The organism is Alcanivorax sp. HI0044 (assembly GCF_001634945.1).
Window position 1 is genome coordinate 1 of record NZ_LWEZ01001061.1, and the last position, 22,163, is coordinate 22,163.

Consider the following 22,163-nt stretch of genomic DNA (forward strand, 5'->3'; position numbering starts at 1 on the left):
CTTGGCATTGGCAAAACCGGCATAAACACGACCATCCGCAATGGCAGGCTGGGCCAGGCCACGCAGGGTCAGGGTGGGCACCGGGGTTTCATAATCCCACACCTGATCCCCCGTAGTGGCGTCCAGCGCCGTTATATGGCCATCCTGGGTCTGAAAGACGACGATGGTGCCGTTGCTGTTGGGGATCGCCAGCGCTTCACCGGAAAGTTGGGTACGCCACAGCTCTTCACCCGTTTCCATGGACAGGGCCACGGCCATGCCTTCACGGGTGCCGTAGAGCACCATGCCATAGCCGGCGTAAAAACCGCCGCCGATACGATCTTCGGTTTTCACTCGCCACTGGCGCTTGCCCTTGTCACGGCTGATGGCATACACCTCACCGAACACATCACCGGCAAATACCTGTTGCTGGGTAACGGCCGGGCGCAGGGTCAGCTGGCTGTCTTCCACCCCGTTGCCCACACCTTCTTTCCAGAGCCGTTTTACCTTGTAGCTGGCATCAAAATCCGGCAAGTCATTGGGCTCAATGGCATTCGGGTTGGAGCTACAACCGGCCAGCAACAGGCTGGCCAGTGCGAAGGGGAGAAGGAAATATTTCATTTAGCTCTTCAGGTCATCCAGTTTCATCTGCACACGGTCTTTTTCACCGTTGTCCTGCAGGGTTTCCAGCGCCTGGGTATACGCCTCTGTGGCGGCCTGCTGGTCGTCACGGGCTTTTGCCAGGTCGCCACGCAGCTCCAGCGCCATGCCATTAAAGGCAGCCGGGAAGCTGTGATCGAGCTCGGCGGCGGCTTTATCGTAGGCCTGCTGCTGCAGCAACACACGCACCAGGCGCAGACGTGCCGTGTAAGTCAGCGCATCGGTGGCGCCGTCGTCAGCCACATCTTGCAGCAGGGAAGCGGCTTTATCGTACTCGCCCGCCTGTACCGCCAGGCGCGCCTGGGCCAGGCTGGCATAGTCCGCATAGGCGCTGCCGGGGAAATCCTCTTTCAGGGCTTGCGCCTGTTTGTTCACTGCCGCTTCATCCACTTGCTGTGCGGTCAGCGATTCCACCAACACCTGATACTGCCTGGACGCTTCGGAGGACTGCTCCCCTTGATGGCCTTGCCACTCACGCCAGCCAATCAGGGCTGCCACGGCCAGTACCACGGTAATAATCGCGGCGGTACCGTTCTTCTGCCACCACTCTTTAAGCAGCTCCGCCTGTTCCTCTTCATCGCGCATGTAATCTGCCACCCTGCTCTCCTTTCTTATTAATTGTCCGCCAGGAGCGCTACCAGCTCACTGGCAACCTGATCCCGGGATACTTGCTGCTGCTCGCCCTGGCCACGCAGGGGTTTGACCATAACACTGTTACTGGCCAGTTCATCCTCGCCGATAATCAAGGCCACCGCGGCACCGCTGCGATCGGCTTTTTTCATCTGGCTTTTGAAGCTGCCACCACCGCAGTGCAACTGGATTGCACGGCCGGGCAAGGCATCGCGAAGCTGTTCGGACAATGCCATGGTGGATGCCAATACATCCCCCATGGCCATCACATAGACGTCCACCGGCGCCGACAGTTCCGGCTTTTCCTGCTCGATAAGCAAAATCAGCCGCTCGACCCCCATGGCGAAGCCCACCGCCGGGGTCGGCTTGCCGCCCAACTGCTCCACCAGCCCGTCGTAGCGACCGCCGGCACAGACGGTGCCCTGGGCGCCGAGGGCATCGGTGACCCACTCGAAAACGGTCTTGCCGTAATAATCCAGCCCGCGCACCAGATACGGGTTCACTTTATAAGCAATGCCACTGGCATCGAGCAAGGCTTTCAGCCCTTCAAAATGGGCGACAGCCTCGTCATTCAGGTAATCGGCCAGCTGCGGCGCATCCTTGAGTACCTCGCGGGTGCCAGGGTCCTTGCTGTCGAGCACGCGCAGCGGGCTGCGCTCCAGACGCTTCTGGGAGTCCCCATCCAGGGCATCAAAGTGTGTTTTCAGATAATCCACCAGCGCATCGCGATAGCGCGACCGGTCCGCACTGTCACCCAGGGAGTTCAGCTCCAGCGTGACCTTGTCGGCCAGGCCCAGGGCTTTCCACAGACGTGCAGTAAGCAGGATGACTTCAGCATCGATATCCGGGCCGGTCATGCCGAAGGTTTCCACTCCAATCTGGTGGAACTGGCGATAACGACCGGCCTGGGGACGCTCGTGGCGGAACATGGGGCCGGTGTACCACAACCGCTGGGTCTGGTTGTACAACAGGCCATGCTGCTCACAAGCACGCACACAGCTGGCCGTGCCTTCCGGACGCAGGGTCAGGCTGTCGCCGTTACGATCGTCAAAGGTGTACATTTCCTTTTCGACGATATCGGTCACTTCACCGATGCTGCGCTTGAACAGGTCGGTCTGCTCCACGATGGGCATGCGAATTTCCTGATAGCCGTAACTGGCCAGCACATCGCGCACTTTACCTTCCAACCACTGCCACAGCCCGGTCTGCTCCGGCAGGATGTCGTTCATCCCGCGGATGGAGGTGACCTTTTTATTGTCTGCCTTGCTCACAGAATTTCCTTAAAAACGCAGAACGCTGGACGCCTAACGCCGGACGCTAATCCACGCCCGACCAAGATCCCACGCCGTCTATTCACTACGGGCAATAATGCCCCTCTCTTCGTCTTCTCGCTGTTTCTTGACCTTGGCGCGCACCATTCGCTCAAGCTCGTCGACCAGATCGTCAGCGGTAATGTGATGGCTTTTTTCACCGTCGCGGTAGGCCAGATTATTGGGCGTGCCACCGGTGAGCCCCACATCCACCTCACGGGCTTCGCCCGGGCCATTTACCAGGCAACCAATCACCGCCAGATCAACGGATTCGTTGATGTCTTCCAGTCGCGCTTCCAGCTCGTTCACGGTCTTGATCACATCAAAGTTTTGTCGTGAACAGCTGGGGCAGGCAATAATGTTTACGCCTTTCTTGCGCAGGTTCAGGCTTTTCAGAATATCAAAACCGACCCGCACTTCTTCCACCGGGTCGGCGGCCAGGGAAATGCGGATGGTATCGCCGATGCCTTCCATGAGCAGTGAACCCAGCGCCACGGCGGATTTCACTGTGCCGGAACGGAAGGTCCCCGCTTCGGTGACACCCAGGTGCAGGGGCTGCTCCAGCTGGGCAGACAGCTTGCGGTAGGCCTGAAGGGTCATGAAGACGTTGGAGGCCTTCACACTGACCTTGAAGTCCTGAAAATCATAGCGGTCGAGAATGTCCGCATGGCGCATGGCGGATTCCACCAGGGCGTCGGACGTGGGCTCGCCGTATTTACGCTGTAATTCTTTTTCCAGGGAGCCGGCGTTCACGCCGATACGGATTGGTAATCCCTTGTCCTTGGCGCACTGAATCACTGCCTTGATACGGTCTTCGCGGCCAATATTGCCGGGGTTGATACGCAGGCAATCCACACCCTGCTCAGCCACCGCCAAGGCAATCTTGTAGTCGTAATGGATATCCGCCACCAACGGCACATCCACCTGCTTGCGAATTTTGCCAAAGGCTTCCGCGGCATCCATGGACGGCACCGACACCCGCACGATATCCACACCGGCATCCTGTAAACGGCGGATCTGGCCAACGGTGGCGTCCACATCACAGGTTTCGGTATTGGTCATGCTTTGTACGGAGATCGGGGCATCGCCACCGACAGGGACATTCCCCACCATGATTTGGCGGGTTTTACGACGTTGGATTTTAACTTCCGGTTCCATGGTGTTTTCTACCCTCGCGAATCAGGGAGCGGAGATTCGCACAACTTTACCGGGGGAATCCGTCGGCAAGGTGACAGCGCTGCCGTTGACCAGCAACTCGTCCACCGCGCCGGCGTTACCGAGAGTCAGGCTGAATGGCGCTTTACCATCCAGCATCAGGGATGCGCCACCGGATTGCTCGCCCTGGCGCAGAGTGCGCCCGGTGGCATCGGTGACCTTGATCCAGCAATTGCTGGTGAAACTGAGTAGCAGACGATCCAGACCATTAGCCGCGAGCATGGACGAGCCATCATCGCTCTGCTCAGCCGAGCTGCCATCAGCCTGGGGATCGCTAGCGGAGCTGGCATCAGTCTCATCATCCTGCATACCGTCGTCAGTGATGCCTTCGCCGTCAAGATCCGCGCTCGCCGGAGCAGCCCCGGAATCCATGCCACCGAAACCGTCAACAGCGCCGCCAGAGGGCTGAGCGCCAACACTGTCATTCATGTTTTTCAGCTCGGCCTCCTGCTCTGTCGCCGGCGTTTGTTCCGGCAGCGCAGGCAATTCGCCGCTGGCAGGCCAGAGCGCCCACAACAGCGCCACCAGCACCGCCAGCGCCAGTGCGATCAGCACGGGTTTTCGCCAGGCCGAAGGCGGCGGCGCAATGGACGGCAACTGCAGCGGCTTGTCCAACACATCGTCATTAACCATTTGCTGGAAGGTGTTGGCGATTTCATCCGCCGGCAGCCCGAGCAGCCGCGCGTAATTGCGCAGATACCCTTTAACAAAGGTCGCTTCCGGCAAGCGCTCGTAATCGTCCGCATCCAGGCTCTGCAGGTAGGTCAGCGACAAGTGCAAACGCTGGGCCGCCTGTGCCTGGGTCATGCCCTGGGCTTCACGGGCTTTGCGACAACGTTCGCCGGGTAATACCACCATGTCATCGCTCATTGCTGCGCTCCTTTTGCTTGCTCAGCTTTCCATTCCTGCCACTGACGGTATTCGCCAGAGCGGCGGTACAAATTATCCAGCGCCAGCTCATAGCTGGATTGCTGGTTGCGGTAGCCCAACGAATTGGACAGTTGAATCCCCAACCACAGGGCCCGGGCACTCTGACGACCAGTGCGCTGTACATATTGCTGGTAATAATCCCAGGCCAGGCGGCCACGATCTTCATCGAAATACAGTTGCGCCAACTCCAGGTTGGGCTGAACGGAACGCGGATTCAGGCGCAGTGCTTTCACATAGGCATTGCGAGCATCGTCATCGTTCCCCAGTTTCTGGTAACAGCGGCCCATGTTTTCCCAGGCGCTGCCGCGACCTTCATAGGACGGATCGTTAGCGGCTTTCTTGAAATGCTTGAGCGCTTCCTTGTACTCGCCACGGCCATACAGCAAGGTGCCGTAGTTATTCAGCGCCGGGGAGTAATGGCGATCCGCATCCAGCGCCTTGCGGTAATGGTATTCTTCGTTGGCGGGATCCTGCTCGTACTTATAAAGCAAGGCCATGGCGTTGTGCGCAACGGCACTGTCATCATCCAGGCTCAGCGCGCGGGAAAAGTGACGGCGCGCTTCTGACGGGCTGCCTTGCTGCAGGTACTGCAGCCCGGCGGCCACACGGCTATTTACCGCTTCATCCACTTTCACCTTGGGTCCATCGTCCACCGTCACACACCCGGCGGCCAAAAATCCTGCAAAACACAGGATAAAAATAACCTGAAAAAAACGTTTCATTAGGTCTGCGCTGTGTTGTTATCGGTTTGTTCGGCGCGGTGAAAAATGGATTCCTTCCAGCGCTCACTGCGCCGGGTGCGGTCCTTCACCTGCCCCACTAACTGACCACAAGCGGCATCAATATCATCGCCGCGCGTTGTCCTGACCGTGGTCATTACTCCATTGTCATTCAGGTACTTGTGGAACTCCAAAATATCGTTCTTGCGTGACCGCTCATAACCGGCATGCGGAAAGGGGTTAAACGGAATCAGATTAACCTTCACGGGAATGCCGTTAAGCAGTTTAACCAATTGGCGGGCATGTTCCGGCTTGTCGTTCACATCCCGCAACATCACATATTCCATGGTGATGGTGTTATGGCGGTGGGTAATATTCTTGCTGTAACTCTTGCAGGCCGCCATCAGGTCTTTCAGCGGATACTTGCGGTTCAGCGGCACCAGCTGGTTACGCAGCTCGTCATTGGGTGCGTGCAGGCTTACCGCCAGGGACACATCCAAATCCTCGCTGAGCTGATTCATCTTCGGAATCACCCCGGAGGTAGACAGGGTGATACGTTTTTTACCGATGCCGTAGCCCAGATCATCTTTCATGATCCGCATGGCCGTAAGCACCTTGTCGTAATTAAGCAGCGGCTCGCCCATACCCATCATCACCACATTGGTAATCGGGTGCTGACCCAGGTTACGGCGCGGGCCAAAGGCGCGGCTTGCCTGCCACACCTGACCGATGATCTCGGCGCTGGTCATGTCGCGCTGAAAGCCCTGTTTGCCAGTGGAGCAGAAGCTGCAATCCACGGCGCAGCCCACCTGGGATGAAACACACAGGGTGCCGCGACGACCATCGGGAATAAATACGGTTTCCACGGCACCGCCGTTATCCATTTCGAACACCCATTTACGGGTGCCGTCACGGCTGATGCTCTCGTGGGTTACCTTCGGGCCGCGGATTTCCGCCACCTCGGACAATTTCTGGCGCAATGCCTTACCCACATCGGTCATTTGCTCGAAGGAATCCGCCTGGTGGTGGTGGATCCATTTCAGCACCTGCTGGGCACGGAATTTTTTCTCCCCCATGGTCAGGAAGAACTCTTCCATTTGCGGGCGAGAAAGGCCGAGCAGATTTACCTTCTGTTGGGCAGTCATAGCATTCTCCAATAGGAAACCGGGTTTCCTTTAAACGCCAACCACGGCCCGAGGCCGTGGTTGGTATTGCACGCAAGCGGATATTAGCTGGCGCGCGGGCACAGTTCTTCGTCGGAGAAGAAGTAGGCCAGTTCGCGGGCGGCTGACTCGGTGGAGTCAGAACCATGGACCGCGTTTGCATCGATTGTTTCCGCAAAATCTGCACGGATAGTGCCGGCTTCGGCTTCTTTCGGGTTGGTAGCACCCATCAGATCACGGTTTTTGGCAACCGCGTCTTCGCCTTCCAGAACCTGTACAACCACAGGACCGCTGGTCATGAAGCCCACCAGATCCTTGAAGAAAGGACGCTCTTTGTGCTCAGCGTAGAAGCCGCCCGCCTTTTCGTCGCTCAGGTGTACCATTTTCATGGCAACCACGCTCAGGCCAGCCTTCTCGAAACGGGTAACGATTTCGCCGATCACGTTCTTGGCCACGGCATCAGGCTTGATGATAGAGAGTGTGCGCTCAACAGCCATCAGTCAGTTCACTCCAGATTTGCGTTAAATGTGGTCCTCGGCAACAGCAAGGGCTGTCCGGGGCAATGACAGGGGTGATCGCTGACCGGTCAAAGCCGTCAGTTACACCACCCCTTGGAACCGGCGGATTATACGCAAGCGGGGCGAATTATGATACCGTTGCCGCCCCGTCGGAGGCGCCCATGTTCTGCTGTTGCCGGGGGCGCCCATTTTCTTCCTCGCCCCCTATTCGACAGCGCCCTGTAATGGCGTATAATACCCGACTAAATTACTCTGGTATTTCCAACACCACCTGAACCGCAGGCCCCGATCTATGAGCCAAGCCGAACTGGACAAGCTGATTCGCTCCAACTACGAGGCCGGTTTCACCACCACGGTGGACACCGAGACCCTGCCCCCCGGGCTGAGCGAGGAGGTCATCCGTTTTCTGTCCGCCAAGAAAGGCGAACCGGAATGGATGCTGGAATGGCGTCTGGACAGCTACCACAAGTGGCTGGAGATGACTCCCCCGGACTGGGCCCACCTGCATCACCCGCCCATCGACGTCAACGAGGTGTCCTTTTATTCCAAGCCCAAGAGCCTGGACGACGCCCCGAAAAGCCTGGATGAGGTAGACCCGGAGCTGCTGGCCACCTATGAAAAACTGGGCATACCCCTGCACGAGCAGGAAATGCTCGCAGGCGTGGCCGTGGATGTGGTGTTCGACTCTTCTTCCGTATTCACCACCTTCAAGGAAAAACTGTGGGAAGCCGGGGTCATCTTCTGCTCCATTTCCGAAGCGATTCAGGAATACCCGGAACTGATTCAGAAATACATGGGCTCAGTGGTACCCAAGGGCGACAACTTCTACGCCGCCCTGAACAGCGCCGTGTTCTCTGACGGTTCCTTTGTGTACATCCCCAAGGGCGTACGCTGCCCCATGGAGCTGTCCACCTACTTCCGTATCAACGAAGCCAACACCGGCCAGTTCGAGCGCACCCTGATCATTGCCGACGAAGGCAGCTATGTGAGCTACCTGGAAGGCTGCACCGCCCCCCAGCGCGACGAAAACCAGCTGCACGCCGCCGTGGTCGAGCTGGTGGCCCTGCCCGGTGCCGAGATCAAATACTCCACGGTGCAGAACTGGTATCCCGGCGACGAAAACGGCAAGGGTGGCATCTACAACTTCGTCACCAAGCGCGGCGTGGCCCACGACAACAGCAAGATCAGCTGGACCCAGGTGGAAACCGGCTCTGCCATTACCTGGAAGTACCCGTCCGTGATCCTGCGTGGTGACAACAGCATCGGTGAATTCTACTCCGTGGCCCTGACCCGCCACATGCAGCAGGCGGACACCGGCACCAAAATGATCCACCTGGGCAAGAACACCAAGAGCACCATTATTTCCAAGGGCATTTCCGCCGGGCGCAGCAGCAACAGCTACCGCGGCCTGGTGCGGATCAGCCCCCGGGCAGAAAACGCCCGTAACTTCACCCAGTGCGACTCCCTGCTGCTGGGCGACACCTGCGGCGCGCACACCTTCCCGTACATCGAGTCGAAAAACCCCTCGGCCACCATCGAACACGAGGCCACCACCTCCAAGGTGAGTGACGACCAGATGTTCCTGTGCCGCCAGCGCGGTATCGACCCGGAGAAGGCGGTTTCCATGATCGTGAACGGCTTCTGTAAAGAGGTGTTCAAGGAACTGCCCATGGAATTTGCCGTGGAAGCGGGCAAGTTGCTGGAAGTCAGCCTGGAAGGCGCAGTGGGCTAAGCCCCGACTTCACCGAACAACACCCTGAATTAACTCGGGTCGGATTCCCGGCCCAATCGAAAGGCGCATCAAAACATGCTGGAAATTCGTGATCTTCACGCCACCGTGGCGGACAAGCCGATTCTCAAGGGCCTCAACCTCACCGTGAACCCGGGCGAGGTACACGCCATCATGGGCCCCAATGGCTCCGGCAAATCCACCCTGGCCAATGTGCTGGCCGGTCGTGACAACTACGCAATCACCGGCGGTGAAGCCCTGTTTGAAGGCAACAGCCTGGCAGACCTGGAACCGGAAGAGCGCGCCCAGGCGGGCCTGTTCCTGGCCTTCCAGTATCCGGTGGAAATCCCCGGCGTCTCCAACATGGAATTTCTCAAAGCGGCACTGGAATCCGTACGCGGTGCCCAGGGCAAGGAAGAGTGGGATTCGGTCACCCTGCTCCGCCAGGCCCGTGCCGCCTGCAAACAGGTCAACCTGGATGCCAGCTTCCTCAAACGCGGCGTCAACGAAGGCTTCTCCGGTGGTGAGAAAAAACGCAATGAAATCATGCAGATGCTTTTGATGGAACCGAAGCTGGCACTGCTCGATGAAACCGACTCCGGCCTCGACATCGACGCCCTGCAAACAGTGGCCAAAGGGGTCAACTCCCTGCGCAGCCCGGAGCGCGGCATCGTGCTGGTCACCCATTACCAGCGCCTGCTGGACTACATCGTGCCGGACTTTGTGCACGTGCTGTCCAACGGCCAGATCATCAAATCCGGCGGCAAGGAACTGGCCCACGAACTGGAAGAGAAAGGCTACGGCTGGTTGACCGGAGAAGAGGAGTCCGCATGAGTCTCTCCGCTTCTGCCCTGGCGCAGGAACTGAAAAGCCAGGCGCTGACCAACGCAAACAACAGCGGTAGCAAAGGCGATGCCCTGGCCGCCCTGGAAGCGGCCAGCTTCCCGGAGCGCAAGACTGAGCGCTGGAAGTACACCTCGCTGCAGGCACTGGCCGATGGCCATCTCAATGCCATCGCCGACGGCGAGATCAGCCAACCGCTGCCTGCTCTGTCTGAGCATGTGGTGACGATCAACAACGGCCAGCTGGTCAGCCACAACCTGCCCGATGGCGTGAGCCTGTCCCACGACGGCCCTGCCATCAACGGCCTGCAGACCCCGTTTGCCTTTTACAACAGCGCCGTCGCCAGCCAGCCGGTAGTACTCACCGTGGCCGCCAACACCCGCATCGAGCAGCCCATCCATGTGCAGCTCCAGTCTGCCAGCGATACCCCTGCGCACTGCAACCCGCGCCTGGTGGTGGTATTGAATCAGGGCGCCGAAGCCGCCGTGATCGAGCATTACCATGCAGAAGGTCAGGCCCTGAGCAACGCGGTGACGGCCCTGATCACCGCCGACAATGCCCAGCTGACCCACTACCGGCTGCAAGGCGAGCAGGCCAACACCCTGCACATCGGCACCTTGATCATTGATCAGCAAGGCATCAGCAAGGTCGACAGCTACCAGCTGATGACCGGCAACCGCCTGCGTCGTAACGACGTGCGCGCCCTGGTCAACAAAAGCGGCGCCGAACTGAACATGAAAGGCATCTTCGTAGTCCGCGACAACAGCCACGTGGACAACCAGCTGTGCGTGGAACACGCCGTGCCCAACTGTGAATCGGACCAGAACTTCAAAGGCCTGGCCGGCGAAAGTGGCAAGGCGGTCTTCAACGGCCGCATCCACATTCACCCCGGTGCCAGCGGCACCAACGCCGAGCTGTCCAACAAGAATCTGCTGCTCAATCCCGGTGCGGAGATCAACACCAAGCCGGAGCTGGAAATCTATAACGACGACGTAAAGTGTGCCCACGGCACCACCGTCGGCCAGCTCGATGCCATGCAGCAGTTCTACCTGCAATCGCGCGGCATTCCGGCGGCCGAAGCCAAGCGCATGCTGAGCCTGGGCTTCGTCAACGAACTGCTGATGACCCTGCCCCACGAGAAAGTGGCCGAATGGGCCACCCCCTGGCTGGAAGCCGAGCTGGCCCACACCACGCCGGCGGGAGAATCTGCCGCGTGATGGATATCCAGGCGCTGCGCGCACAATTTCCGATTCTCGACCAACAGGTGAACGGCAAGCCGCTGGTCTACCTGGATAACGGCGCCACCACCCAGAAACCGGTGGCGGTGCTGGAAGCGCTGGATAACTACTACCGCACGGTGAATTCCAACGTGCACCGTGGCGCTCATTACCTGAGCGACGAAGCCACCAGCCAGTTCGAAGGCGCCCGCGAAACCGTGGCGACCTTCCTCAACGCCAGCCGCGAAGAAATCCTGTGGACCAAGGGCACCACCGAGTCCATCAACATTGTGGCCCAGTGCGTGGCCCGTGAGCGCCTGCAGCCCGGCGATGAAGTGCTGATCGGTACCAGCGAGCACCACGCCAACATCGTCCCCTGGCAGCAGGCCTGCGCCGCCACCGGCGCCACACTAAAAGTGATTCCGCTGCGTGACGACTGCAGTCTGGATCAGGACGCCTTTGCGCAGCTGCTCAGTGAGAGAACCAAAATCTTTGCCATTGGCCATGCCAGCAATGCGCTGGGCACGCTGAACCCGGTGAAAGAGATGGTTGCCCGCGCGAAAGCCGCCGGCGCCATCACCTTGATCGACGGCGCCCAGGCCGTGGCCCACTTCCCGGTGGACGTGCAGGATCTCGACGTGGATTTCTATGCGTTTTCCGGGCATAAGCTATTTGGCCCCACCGGTATCGGCGTGCTCTATGGCCGCCGCGAACTGCTGGAAGCCATGCCGCCCTACCAGACCGGCGGGGAAATGATTGAAACCGTCAGCTTCGAAGCAAGCACCTGGAATCAGCTGCCTTACAAATTCGAAGCGGGCACGCCCAACATCGCCGGCGCCATCGGCCTGGCCACCGCCATTGAGTGGCTGAACCACCAGGATCGCCCGGCCCTGGCCGTCCACGAAGACGCCCTGCTGGCCCGCGCCACCGAGCGCGCACACGCATGCGACAGCTTGAAAATCATCGGCACCGCCACCAGCAAGGTGAGTGTACTGTCCTTTTTGCTGGACGGTGGCCACCCGGCCGATGTGGGCATGCTGCTGGACAAGCAGGGCATCGCCGTTCGCACCGGACACCACTGCACCATGCCATTGATGGATACTTTGGGTATTCCCGGTACTGTCAGGGCCTCATTCTCGATTTATAATACGCTGGAAGAGGTGGATCGCCTGTTCGAAGGTCTGGAGAAGGTCAAAACCTTCCTGTGACACCAGGCACACCTGATCCGGCTTTTTCGCGTCAAACGTCGGGCGTTCAGCGTCTGGCGTTTCATGCAAGGTAGGTAACACATGACCGTTCAGACATTCCAACCCGGCCAGGTCACCCTCAACCTGACCGAGGCAGCCAACCAACAGGCCCTGCGTGAAATCCAGCGGGCCAATGCCGCCGGTATTCGCCTGGATCTGGACGAGTCCGGCTGCTCCGGGTTCATGTACACCCTGGACTTCGTGGACGAACCCAAGGACGGCGACAAGCTGTTCGAGATCGACGGCGTGAACCTCTACGTACCGGAAAAATGGCTGCCCATGCTCAACGGCCTGGTCATCGACTACGTCACCGAAGGCGTCAACAGCCTGTTCAAGTTCCGCAACCCCAACGCCACCGGCGAATGCGGCTGCGGCGAAAGTTTTACGGTAGACGACGTCTAACCACCGGCCAGGGAAGACAATGGCAGACCAACGCACGGTAGTGGTTCAACGCGACGTTCCGGCCCGCAAGGTACCGGACGGCACCCGTATTACCATTCCCAAGAACAGCTTCGTGAACCTTCGCCAGGCGCTGGGTGGCACCTATACCGTCACCATCAACGGCAACATGGCGCGCATCGACGGCACCGACGCCGATGCCATCGGCCAGGAACCGCTGGAGCTGGATTTTGCGCCCGCCAATGACGACGGCAGCGTGCGCGACGATGACCTGAACACCGTCCTGGAAACCATTTTCGACCCGGAAATTCCGGTGAGCATCATGGCGCTGGGTCTGGTCTACGGCTGCGATGTCATCCAGCGAGACGGGCAAAACGTGGTGCAGGTACGCATGACCCTGACCGCCCCCAACTGCGGCATGGGCCCGGTGCTGGTGGGCGACGTGGAAGACCGGCTCGGCAAAGTCCCCAACGTGGACAAGGTGGAAGTGGCCCTGGTGTTCGACCCGCCCTGGAGCCGCGAGATGATCAGCGAAGAAGCCCAGCTCGAACTGGGGATGTTCTGACGAGGGTCAGACGTCAGAAGTCGGACGTCTGATGCTGAACCTCAGTTGCCGGTATTTTTTTAGCGTCCGACGTCCGACTTCAGACGTCCGACCACGGAGCTCAACGACGTGCCTTTCGATATTCGCAGCATCAAACTTGGCAAGGACGTGACCGCCGAGGACATTGCCGAGGATCTGGAATTTCTGGATGACTGGGAAGAGCGGTATCGCTATATCATCGACCTGGGCAAGCAGCTGCCCGGCTTGCCCGATGAGCTGAAAACCGAAGACCGTTTTGTGCGCGGCTGCCAGAGCCAGGTGTGGTTGGAAACCGATTACGACAGGGATGCCGACACCCTGTATCTGGCAGTGGATTCCGATGCGCTGATCGTGAAAGGGCTGGCGGCCATCGTGCTGTCGGCGCTCAATCAGCAATCCCCCCAGGGCATTCATGACTACGACATGGACGGCTTCTTCGACCGTATCGACCTGCTCGGCCACCTGAGCCCCACCCGTGGCAACGGCCTGCGCGCCATGGTCGCCAAGATCAAACAACAGGCCGCCCAGCTGGCCGCCTGAACTGCGACCCCTTTCTCCGTAGGAGCGGCGCTCGAGCCGCGAACCTGCTTGCCAGAGCCTTCCGGGTGCGGTTCGCGCCTCAAGAGGCACTCCTACAAAATCAAGCCGCCACCTGTAGATCGTGCGGTTACGAAGGGGACCCAGCGCCTGTCCTGACTTTTCGCGGCGGAACCACCGCTCCTACAAAAACCTAACCCACGTCCTGGTTCGCCAGGCACTGCGAGTGCAGCTGAAACAGAAAACGGCATTCGCCACTCTGCGTACCATCCTCTGCCGCAATCTCTTCCGCGGCCAATAATTGCGCCGTTTCCTGAAAGTGCTCGGCCAGGCCTTTAACCGCCCCCAGAATCATCGGCGCCATATTACGGTGTGAAAGGTAGTGAATTTCCAGCGTGTCTTCACCGCACTGGCGGACCTGAATATTCGGCGCACTGGCGGCCGGGTCCTTGAGTTTCAGCACCCGCTCATGGATGGTCTGCATATTCAGCAGCAGCGCCTGGGTGCCCCAATCCGCCGGAATCATGGCCTGGTACATGCGCACCAGCGGGCCAATGACCCACTCACCAAAATCCGCCAGCAAGTCCTCCCGGCGCAGGCCGGTGGCATTCACTGCCGCCTCCAGCAGCGCCTCCATTTCCGCATCCGGGTACAGGGCCACCGGCAGGTAGGTTTTTCCGTCAAGCCCGGCACCGGCAATCACATCGCCCCAGGCATCCGCACCGAGAAATTCATCCAGGTAAGTTTTGAAGTTGGAAACGATGACACCATGCATGGCACGTCCTCGCGATCAGTGCGGTTAATCCTCGCTGAGAACAAAGCAAAAGCCATACCGGAAAAAGGACCTCTTAGCGGCCCGGAAACACCGCCGGGCAAGGCTCGCCCGGGCGGTGGGGACAACACAGTGCCGGAAACCGTCACATTCTTCCCCGGACGGTCCCCGGTCGCTGCTGTCAGGCGGACACGGTACGCAGTCGCGACACCGCGTCGGTCACCGACGCGATGGCGCGCTCGATATCCTCAGCCGTGGTAAAACGCCCCACGGAAAAACGTACCGACCCATGGGCCAGCGCATCTTCAACTCCCATAGCCTTGAGCACATAGGAAGGCTCCAGCGAGGCAGAGGTACACGCCGAACCGGACGACACCGCCACGCCATTCATGGCCGTCAGCAGCATTTCACCGTCCACGCCCTCGAACGCCACATTCAGGTGCCCCGGCAAGCGCGGGGCGCCATCGCCATTCACACTCACGCCGCCCAGCGCCTCAATGCCTTGCCACAGTCGGTCCCGCAACGCGCCGATGCGTGGCCCTTCTTCATCCTTCAATGACCCGGCAAGGGTAAAGGCTTCCCCCATCCCCACAATCTGGTGCGTCGCCAGGGTGCCGGAGCGCATACCGCGCTCATGGCCACCGCCATGAATTTGCGCGGCCACCTTCACATCTGGCGAACGGCGCACATACAAGGCGCCGATACCCTTGGGGCCGTAGACCTTGTGAGCACACACTGACACCAGATCCACCGGCAGGGTTTTCACGTCGAGGGGCAGCTTGCCCACAGACTGGGCGGCATCCGTGTGGAACAGCACGCCATGCTCGCGGCACAGTGCACCGATGGCGGCGATATCATTGATCACCCCGGTCTCGTTATTGGCGTGCATCACGCTCACCAGCACCGTGTCCTCACGCATGGCATCCGCCACGCTCTGCGGGCTCACCTGACCGTCTTTCTCCGGCTTCAGGTAGGTCATCGCATGGCCCTGGCTTTCCAGCCAGCCACAGGCATCCAGTACGGCCTTGTGTTCGGTGGCACTGGTAATCACGTGGCCGCCGCCACGGGCATCGATGGCCCCTTTCAGCGCCAGGTTATTGGCCTCGGTGGCGCCACTGGTCCACACCACTTCGCGGGGGTCCGCATTCAACAGGTCGGCAACCTGACGACGGGCTGATTCCACCGCTTCTTCCGCCAACCAACCGTACAGGTGGCTGCGTGATGCGGGGTTGGCAAAGGTGCCCTCAGGGCCAAGATGACGGACCATAGCGTCCACCACCGCCGGGTCTACCGGAGTGGTCGCCGCATAGTCCAGGTAAACGGCATTACTCATGATGGGTATCGTATGGCTGGTATCGGGTTACTGAGGCCGGCAGAGCACCGGCACACAATCAAAGACTGCTGACGGGCAAGCGCTGCTGCTGTCGATCCTGGCGCTGGGCCACATGCCGTACTTCCTGGCGGGCCACCAGCTCTCCCAGCGTAATACCGCTGAGAAAATCCTGAATCTGGTCGGACAGATCGCACCACAGGTGATGGGTCAGGCAGGTATCGCCTTCCTGACAATCCCCATGGCCACCACAACGGGTAGCATCCACCGACTCATCCACCGCCGCAATCACCGCCGCCACGTCAATCTGCTCACTGTCCCGGCTCAGCTGATAGCCGCCGCCGGGGCCACGCACGCTGCTCACCAGCCCATTACGGCGAAGCTTGGCAAACAACTGTTCCAGGTAGGAAATGGAAATACCCTGACGCTCGGAAATATCCGCCAACGACACCGGCCCCGTCGCTGCATGCAGCGCCAGATCCAGCATCGCGGTTACCGCATAGCGGCCTTTGGTCGTCAAACGCATATCCACACCTTTCTTGCGTGTATTTAAAGAGTGAGAGTAGTAATCCCGAGCAATTTGGTCAAGTATTCTTGACCTGCAAGACTAACCAATCCTGCCACCAAATGATAGTGATTTTCATTTACAGGGCAACTATGGCAGATTCCCTGCCCCACAAGCAACTTCTGATCAAACATTGTCCAGCCTCACCGGCAATGCTTGACACCCGCCCCCACCTCACGGAAAATTCGCGACCTCAAATGGCAAGGTAGCTCAGCTGGTTAGAGCACAGCACTCATAATGCTGGGGTCGGCGGTTCAAGTCCGCCCCTTGCTACCAGACAAAGAAAAGGGCCTGACGACAACGTCAGGCCCTTTTTTGTGCTCTTCCATTTTCCCAATTCCTGTCGGCACCAGCGGGCTGACAGTCTTTCAGCGATATCGGACACAATCACGCTCGGCGCTTTTAGCAAATCCTGGGAGCTCGGAAATTACTCAAATATGAGTAAAAAGCGGCGAAAAAAGAGGGCTCTACTCATATTTGAGTAGATACAAAGATAATAGCGTCCTTAACCAACTGTGCTAAGCCTCCCAACGTTACGCATCCCCGTTTCGGAATGAATACGTGGAGGGCTCAAGCCTGAAAAGTATATCGGACAAGCGAATCTGGTAGGTGAGGCGGTCTCGCCCAAGGCTTTCTCTCATTGCTCTACACAAATTGGTGTAGGCGATAATCTCCTGCTCTTTTTCAAGGGTGGCGCTTTGTAACCAGAAGCTTTCCAATGCCTCCACCATTGCTGCATCAGCGCAGACGCAGAGCGCGCCTTTGCGTCGTTTAGGGCCTCTAAAACAGCACGATAATCATGCCCTAGGCTGCTCCTAAAAGACCTGAAATACGCTAGACAATTGCTGCTAGCATAATTGCCCTAGAAGCCTGCCGGCTCAACCTACTGACCAATGAAATCAGTGCATTCAGATTCAAAACCTGACTATTGGATCCAGACTATTTATTCCCAATCTACATTTATTGGTCGATTTACCGACTCCCCTTCCAAAAGAAAAAGTTCATTAATTAACAGGAACTCCCTCATTAATTCATTTAATTCAGAATTCAGCTCTCGATGAGCCCTCCTATTTCTATAAGCGTTAAAAACTGAGGTAAACAAAGATGCTTTGCCATTGTGCTCGCCCCCATTCTCATCACCCCAATAGAGAACTGACTTATCACCCTGAAAAGCTCTAGAAAACAATCTACTTCCGCTTTCAGAATTTAAATCTGATTTATACCTAACAAAATCTTCTAACCTTTTATATGCCGTACTTATCGAACCATCAGGCTCCAAATCAAATTTCAGGGCCAAATCAATTAAACGCAAATCAATTATTTCGAAAGGAACCACAACAGGAAACACCCCCTGCAACAGTTTGTTATCATATGTATGCAATGATCTAAATTCATAGATATAGTCATACCATCTTCGAGGCCTGATGGCTCGTTCATCTAAAAGAGAGTCAACATCAGTCCTTAACAAACACGAGTGGTCTAATCGCTCAAGAACCTCCGCTCCTACCGCAAACTCTTCAATTTCAGCTCCATGCCTTGAAAGAACCTGCAGCACTGTTGACAAACCTCGCGGCCCCTCACCTGGATAACCTGATGAAAACCCAGACTTTACTGCAACCTCAACACCAAAATTAATATCGAGGATAAATCCATGCGCACCGCTATGCTCCCCCTGAAAAGAAAGAAGCTTTGCTGAATTAATTTTGTCGCCAAAGTGGATTAACTTAGCAATAGCACTTACACAGTGCGACGTTATCCCTGCGGAACCCAAATATTGAATAGCCGCCAGTTTTTTTAATTCACTCTTCTTCATAATTATTTCCGACGGCTAACCGGGTCGAGGCCTTCCATTCCCCACTAACACATGACTTTAGAAAATAAGAGACCTGTCCAGCCTTTCGCTCAACGCCTACATAAACTGATACTGCAAACCGATGGTGTAGGCATCCACCTTTTCATCATCGGCATCGTAGCGGTTTGCTTCGCCACGGAATAACAAGTTATCCAAGCCATAGGTGAAGCCCGCGCCCCAGACCGGATCAAAACCGGAATCATCGTCGCCGTGATCAACGTCAGATTCCCAGGCCCAGCCGCCAGCGCGTACAAATAACTGGGTGCCGGTGGCTACATCGAAAAAACCCGCAAAAACCGCCTCGCTTCCGGTAAGCATGACCTCTGCCTCTGAACCGGCGAGCTCTGCGCTGTATTCCCCGAGGTAGGTATGGGCAATTTCACCGCCCAGGTGAATGCGATCACGGGCTACCGGGAACGTGAGCCCGGCGAGGATGGAAAAGGTGTGGTCGGTGGAGTCGACATCAGTGCCGGCAGGAAAATCCCCGTCATCGTAATCCAGATCGGTCCAGCCTCCTTTCAAGGCGCCGTGCACATTGAGGTCGGCAGCTGCAGCGGTAGTCGCCAGCACCATGCTGCAAGACAGAACAAGAATATTTCTGAGTAAAGCCATGAGTCGCTCCCTGCGATCATTATTGGATTATCCGTTGAGTCTACCGCGATTGTGCTGCGTCAGGCAGCAGCCCGAATCGCCGTATCGTTGCCCTTTTGTATCACCCTTTGGTGGGTAATCGCACCCGGCCTTTCTGTTACGCCGTGACCGCGTGGCTCACCCGGTATTCGCCCGGGCTAACGCCTGTCCATCGCTTAAAGGCACGATTGAAATTCGCGGATGAGGCAAACCCCACCAGATAGGCGATTTCGCCCAGTGTCAGATGACGCTGCTCGATATATTCCAGCGCCAGCTTTTTGCGGGTCTGTTCCAGAATATCCTTGAAGCTGGTGCCCTGCTCGCTGAGTTTTCGCTGCAAATTGCGCAAGCTCATTCCCAGGGTGCTGGCAATATCGGCCTGGGTGGGCGAGCCCAGGGCCAGCTTGTCCTGAATGCGGCACTTCACCCGGTTGGCCAGGTCATTCTGGTCGACACGGGAGAGGTACTCGTCGAGCATTTTTTCATGGCTCTGGGTCAGCATCATGTTGTGGGTAAGCAGTTTCTGCGCGGCCTGCTCCCGATCGAACACCACCACGTTGCAATCTGCATTGAAGTCGATATCACAGCCGAAAAAGTCTTGCAGATAGGCCGCTCCCTGTTCCGGAGGGGGCGTATTGAAGCTGACGCGTAGCGGTCGTAATGTGGCGTCTACCGCTTCGCGGGCAAATGTCACCAGGGTGGCGAAGAATATCTCGATTTCCCAACGCCCCAGAGCCGGCTTTCCAGTCACCTCGTCAAACAACGGCATGGTACGGATGGCGAGGCCCGCCGGTTCTTCGCGCACGTCGGCCCAACAGGCGTTGGAAAGCACGCGCTTGTAACGCACGATGCGTAGCAACGCATCTTCCAGAGAGGCCGACGACATCATGGCGTAGCCCAGCGCGTGAAACATGCCGGGGTGAAAATGCTTACCCACCTGAACACTGAAATCTTTCCCCGGCAAGCGGGCATTGCAGTAGGCCACCAGGGAGGAAAGCTTGGCCACGGCCATTCTGGATTCCAGGTTCTCCAGATCTGCTGCAGCGATGCCACAGGCATCGAACGCCGCCTGCACGTCGATACCATGAGCCTGCATGGTCTTGGATATGGGGATCACCCAGCCGCTCAGGGCTATATATTCGCTTTGCACGTTTTCAGCCTTTATTGCCCCGACGGCCCCTACTGGCGTCGGTATTACACCCTTGCTCTGAGCTCCCATTTTACCGCCACGGCGCGATGGGACAACAGATTGGCGTGGACAGCCATGGCGATTTCCGATCACCGGGGTAAGGTGTTGGCCGACGATGCGGGAGCTGCGCCACCGTCTGACGCGCTGCCCCATCAGCAGCGCAGCCCCCTCGGGACCATTTCAGATGGACGGCAGGCCAGCCGCCGCCTTGCTGGCGCAGAGCAGTGGTTCAAGCTCTCGCCCGGCACAATAACAACGATTCAACGGCAGAAATGCCAGTATTAATACGCGCACAACACTATCGGGAGAAGTATTCCATGAGCACCCCTTCACTGAACGAGCAGTTCACCAATACCGCCGAATTTATCGAGCATAATTGCCAGCGGTATGCGGATATGCCTGCCTACCACTGCCTGGGCCAGACACTGACCTTTGCAGACCTGGAAGAGAAGTCCCGCCATCTGGCCAAGTGGTTCCAACATGCCTGCGGACTGCAACAGGGTGACCGCGTGGCCATTCAGCTGCCCAACCTGAACCAGTATCCGATTGCCGCGTACGCCGCTTTCCGGGCCGGCCTGGTGGTGGTGAACACCAACCCGCTGTACACCCCGCGGGAAATGCAGCATCAATTCAGTGATTCCGGCGCCAAAGCGCTGGTGGTGTTTGCCGACGCCTTGGACCGGCTGGAAGCCATCAAGGCTGACACCCAGGTTGAGCACGTGCTGGTGACCGGCCCGGCAGACCTGATTGCGCCGCCCACAGAGGCCCAGCACGGCTATCACGATTTTGTGGCGGCCATGGAAGAAGGCGCCAACCTGCCTGAGCTGGAACCCATCAAGGCCCAGCGTGAGGACATCGCCGTGCTGCAGTACACCGGCGGTACCACTGGTGTGGCCAAGGGCGCCAGCCTCACCCACGCCAATATTCTGGCCAACGCGGCGCAGATGGAAGACCGCCTGGGCGAACGTTGCGAAGCCGGCAAGGAAATTTTCGTCTGCCCGCTGCCGCTGTACCACATCTATGCGTTCACCGTGAACATGCTGGCCCTGTTCAACCTGGGCGCCATGAATGTGCTGATTCCCAACCCGCGGGATCTGGACGGTTTTGTGAAAACCATCCAGCCGTTCAAGTTCACCGGCCTGGCCGGTATCAATACCCTGTTTGTCGGCCTGTGCCGCCATCCGGATTTCAAGGCTCTGGACTTCTCCAGCCTCAAGCTCACCTTCTCCGGCGGTAGCGCGCTAACCAGCTCCGCCGCCAAGCTGTGGCAATCGGTAACCGGCTGCCCGGTTACCGAAGGTTGGGGCCTGAGCGAAACCTCACCGGTGGCCACCTTGAACCAGTTCGGTGCCGAAGAGCTGGGCACGGTGGGCGCGCCCTTGATCGGAACCGAGGTGGAAGCCTGGGACGAAGACGGCAACAAACTGGCCATTGGCGAAGTGGGCGAACTGGTGATCCGCGGGCCGCAAGTGATGCAGGGTTACTGGAATCGTCCGGAAGAAACGGCCAAGTCCATGAAGGACGGTTTCTTCCGCACCGGTGACGTGGGTGTAGTGCAGGAAAATGGCAATATCAAGATTGTCGATCGCCTGAAAGACATGATCATCGTCTCCGGTTTCAACGTGTACCCCAACGAAATCGAGGACGTACTGAGTCGTCACCCCAGCGTTGTGGAAGCGGCCGTGGTCGGCAAGCCTGACGACAAGACCGGCGAAGCCGTGTGTGCCCATGTGGCCCTGTCGGAAGACGTTCCGGTGGACGACATTATTGCCTTCTGCCGCGAGGAGCTGACCGCCTACAAGGTGCCCAAGCACGTGATCGTGCATGCGGAATTGCCCAAATCCACCGTGGGCAAAATTCTGCGCCGCGAACTGCGCGACCAGTAATTTTCAAGGCTTACATTACGGCGCCGTCTCTGCTGCGTGAACGCAGTCAGAGCGGCGCCGTTTTTTTAGGCTCTTCACGGACGAGAGTGAATAACACGCTTCTCGCCATCTGATCGGTTCGCGAATACCCGGCACTTTGCCAAACGCTCGGCGCCCGGCCTGCCCCTTCTGCGGTGCGTTGTAGATATTGTGGGAGAGGATGCTTGCATCCCGACTGTACTCTTGGTCACCTCTGCCCCCCTTGCTACTGCGAGAAGGAG

Annotated in this window: 23 protein-coding genes and 1 tRNA gene; 10 read left to right on the forward strand and 14 right to left on the reverse strand. The window is 58.2% G+C overall.

From position 1 onward, the window contains the following. The 8 genes from A3730_RS12275 to ndk all read right to left on the reverse strand — a co-directional run. The coding region (locus A3730_RS12275; protein ID WP_156501188.1) for a PQQ-binding-like beta-propeller repeat protein at positions 1-600 on the reverse strand (600 nt) is incomplete at its 3' end. Continuing rightward, a complete protein-coding gene (locus A3730_RS12280) occupies positions 601-1,236 on the reverse strand; it encodes a tetratricopeptide repeat protein (RefSeq protein ID WP_231880574.1) in 636 nt (211 codons plus the stop codon). 17 nt (positions 1,237-1,253) lie between these two features. Further along, positions 1,254-2,498 carry a histidine--tRNA ligase gene (gene hisS / locus A3730_RS12285; protein ID WP_063519488.1) on the reverse strand — a complete coding sequence of 415 codons (1,245 nt, stop codon included), beginning with the start codon at positions 2,496-2,498 and terminating at the stop codon, positions 1,254-1,256. Between the two features lie 120 nt (positions 2,499-2,618). After that, positions 2,619-3,737 (reverse strand): flavodoxin-dependent (E)-4-hydroxy-3-methylbut-2-enyl-diphosphate synthase, encoded by a 1,119-nt coding sequence (ispG, locus tag A3730_RS12290; RefSeq protein WP_063538139.1) that lies wholly within the window; start codon positions 3,735-3,737, stop codon positions 2,619-2,621. 21 nt (positions 3,738-3,758) lie between these two features. Continuing rightward, entirely contained in the window at positions 3,759-4,664 is a 906-nt protein-coding gene (locus A3730_RS12295) for a RodZ domain-containing protein (protein ID WP_063520490.1), read from the reverse strand. Beyond that, positions 4,661-5,446, reverse strand: coding sequence for a type IV pilus biogenesis/stability protein PilW (gene pilW / locus A3730_RS12300; RefSeq protein ID WP_063520489.1), 786 nt, complete (start codon positions 5,444-5,446; stop codon positions 4,661-4,663). Before pilW ends, A3730_RS12295 begins: the two co-directional genes overlap by 4 nt. Then, positions 5,446-6,588, reverse strand: a complete 1,143-nt coding sequence (gene rlmN, locus A3730_RS12305; protein ID WP_063520488.1) for a 23S rRNA (adenine(2503)-C(2))-methyltransferase RlmN — start codon at positions 6,586-6,588, stop codon at positions 5,446-5,448. Before rlmN ends, pilW begins: the two co-directional genes overlap by 1 nt. An 83-nt stretch (positions 6,589-6,671) precedes the next feature. Further along, a complete protein-coding gene (ndk, locus tag A3730_RS12310; RefSeq protein ID WP_007148916.1) occupies positions 6,672-7,103 on the reverse strand; it encodes a nucleoside-diphosphate kinase in 432 nt (143 codons plus the stop codon). A 313-nt stretch (positions 7,104-7,416) separates the two neighbouring features. Between ndk and sufB the strand changes: the two genes are divergently transcribed. The 7 genes from sufB (at position 7,417) to A3730_RS12345 (ending at position 13,682) form a co-directional block, all read left to right on the forward strand. Continuing rightward, positions 7,417-8,856 carry a Fe-S cluster assembly protein SufB gene (gene sufB, locus A3730_RS12315; protein ID WP_063520487.1) on the forward strand — a complete coding sequence of 480 codons (1,440 nt, stop codon included), beginning with the start codon at positions 7,417-7,419 and terminating at the stop codon, positions 8,854-8,856. Between the two features lie 75 nt (positions 8,857-8,931). After that, positions 8,932-9,687 (forward strand): Fe-S cluster assembly ATPase SufC, encoded by a 756-nt coding sequence (gene sufC, locus A3730_RS12320; protein ID WP_063520486.1) that lies wholly within the window; start codon positions 8,932-8,934, stop codon positions 9,685-9,687. Then, positions 9,684-10,913 carry a Fe-S cluster assembly protein SufD gene (sufD, locus tag A3730_RS12325; protein ID WP_063538141.1) on the forward strand — a complete coding sequence of 410 codons (1,230 nt, stop codon included), beginning with the start codon at positions 9,684-9,686 and terminating at the stop codon, positions 10,911-10,913. The genes sufC and sufD overlap by 4 nt, the downstream gene beginning before the upstream one ends. Then, the gene (locus A3730_RS12330) at positions 10,913-12,121 is read left to right on the forward strand and encodes an aminotransferase class V-fold PLP-dependent enzyme (RefSeq protein ID WP_063538143.1); all 1,209 of its coding nucleotides are present in this window, start codon (positions 10,913-10,915) and stop codon (positions 12,119-12,121) included. The genes sufD and A3730_RS12330 overlap by 1 nt, the downstream gene beginning before the upstream one ends. A gap of 81 nt (positions 12,122-12,202) precedes the next feature. Next, the gene (locus A3730_RS12335) at positions 12,203-12,562 is read left to right on the forward strand and encodes an iron-sulfur cluster assembly accessory protein (protein WP_063519895.1); all 360 of its coding nucleotides are present in this window, start codon (positions 12,203-12,205) and stop codon (positions 12,560-12,562) included. A 19-nt stretch (positions 12,563-12,581) separates the two neighbouring features. Continuing rightward, the gene (sufT, locus tag A3730_RS12340; protein WP_063538145.1) at positions 12,582-13,124 is read left to right on the forward strand and encodes a putative Fe-S cluster assembly protein SufT; all 543 of its coding nucleotides are present in this window, start codon (positions 12,582-12,584) and stop codon (positions 13,122-13,124) included. Between the two features lie 108 nt (positions 13,125-13,232). Further along, positions 13,233-13,682 carry a SufE family protein gene (locus A3730_RS12345; RefSeq protein WP_063519602.1) on the forward strand — a complete coding sequence of 150 codons (450 nt, stop codon included), beginning with the start codon at positions 13,233-13,235 and terminating at the stop codon, positions 13,680-13,682. Positions 13,683-13,872: 190 nt separating this feature from the next. On the opposite strand, the gene A3730_RS12350 is transcribed toward A3730_RS12345, so the two are convergent. From A3730_RS12350 to iscR, 3 genes are all read right to left on the reverse strand, one after another. After that, positions 13,873-14,454 carry a heme NO-binding domain-containing protein gene (locus A3730_RS12350; protein ID WP_063519603.1) on the reverse strand — a complete coding sequence of 194 codons (582 nt, stop codon included), beginning with the start codon at positions 14,452-14,454 and terminating at the stop codon, positions 13,873-13,875. Positions 14,455-14,632: 178 nt separating this feature from the next. Then, a complete protein-coding gene (locus A3730_RS12355; RefSeq protein WP_063519604.1) occupies positions 14,633-15,784 on the reverse strand; it encodes an IscS subfamily cysteine desulfurase in 1,152 nt (383 codons plus the stop codon). 58 nt (positions 15,785-15,842) lie between these two features. Next, positions 15,843-16,307, reverse strand: a complete 465-nt coding sequence (iscR, locus tag A3730_RS12360; RefSeq protein WP_063519605.1) for a Fe-S cluster assembly transcriptional regulator IscR — start codon at positions 16,305-16,307, stop codon at positions 15,843-15,845. 238 nt (positions 16,308-16,545) lie between these two features. On the opposite strand from iscR, the gene A3730_RS12365 reads away from it, so the two are divergent. Beyond that, positions 16,546-16,622 (forward strand) — tRNA-Met (locus A3730_RS12365). Positions 16,623-17,289: 667 nt separating this feature from the next. On the opposite strand, the gene A3730_RS12375 is transcribed toward A3730_RS12365, so the two are convergent. From A3730_RS12375 to A3730_RS12385, 3 genes are all read right to left on the reverse strand, one after another. Next, on the reverse strand, positions 17,290-18,159 hold the full coding sequence (locus A3730_RS12375) for a TIGR02391 family protein (RefSeq protein ID WP_063519607.1): 870 nt from the start codon (positions 18,157-18,159) through the stop codon (positions 17,290-17,292). A 96-nt stretch (positions 18,160-18,255) separates the two neighbouring features. Next, complete coding sequence (locus tag A3730_RS12380; RefSeq protein WP_063520707.1) at positions 18,256-18,810, reverse strand: outer membrane beta-barrel protein; 555 nt, start codon at positions 18,808-18,810, stop codon at positions 18,256-18,258. 136 nt (positions 18,811-18,946) lie between these two features. Then, complete coding sequence (locus A3730_RS12385) at positions 18,947-19,978, reverse strand: AraC family transcriptional regulator (RefSeq protein ID WP_063520708.1); 1,032 nt, start codon at positions 19,976-19,978, stop codon at positions 18,947-18,949. A gap of 114 nt (positions 19,979-20,092) precedes the next feature. On the opposite strand from A3730_RS12385, the gene A3730_RS30395 reads away from it, so the two are divergent. Next, positions 20,093-20,302 (forward strand): hypothetical protein, encoded by a 210-nt coding sequence (locus A3730_RS30395; RefSeq protein ID WP_156501189.1) that lies wholly within the window; start codon positions 20,093-20,095, stop codon positions 20,300-20,302. Positions 20,303-20,334: 32 nt separating this feature from the next. After that, positions 20,335-21,903 carry an AMP-binding protein gene (locus A3730_RS12390; RefSeq protein ID WP_063538147.1) on the forward strand — a complete coding sequence of 523 codons (1,569 nt, stop codon included), beginning with the start codon at positions 20,335-20,337 and terminating at the stop codon, positions 21,901-21,903. Positions 21,904-22,163: the final 260 nt, after the last annotated feature.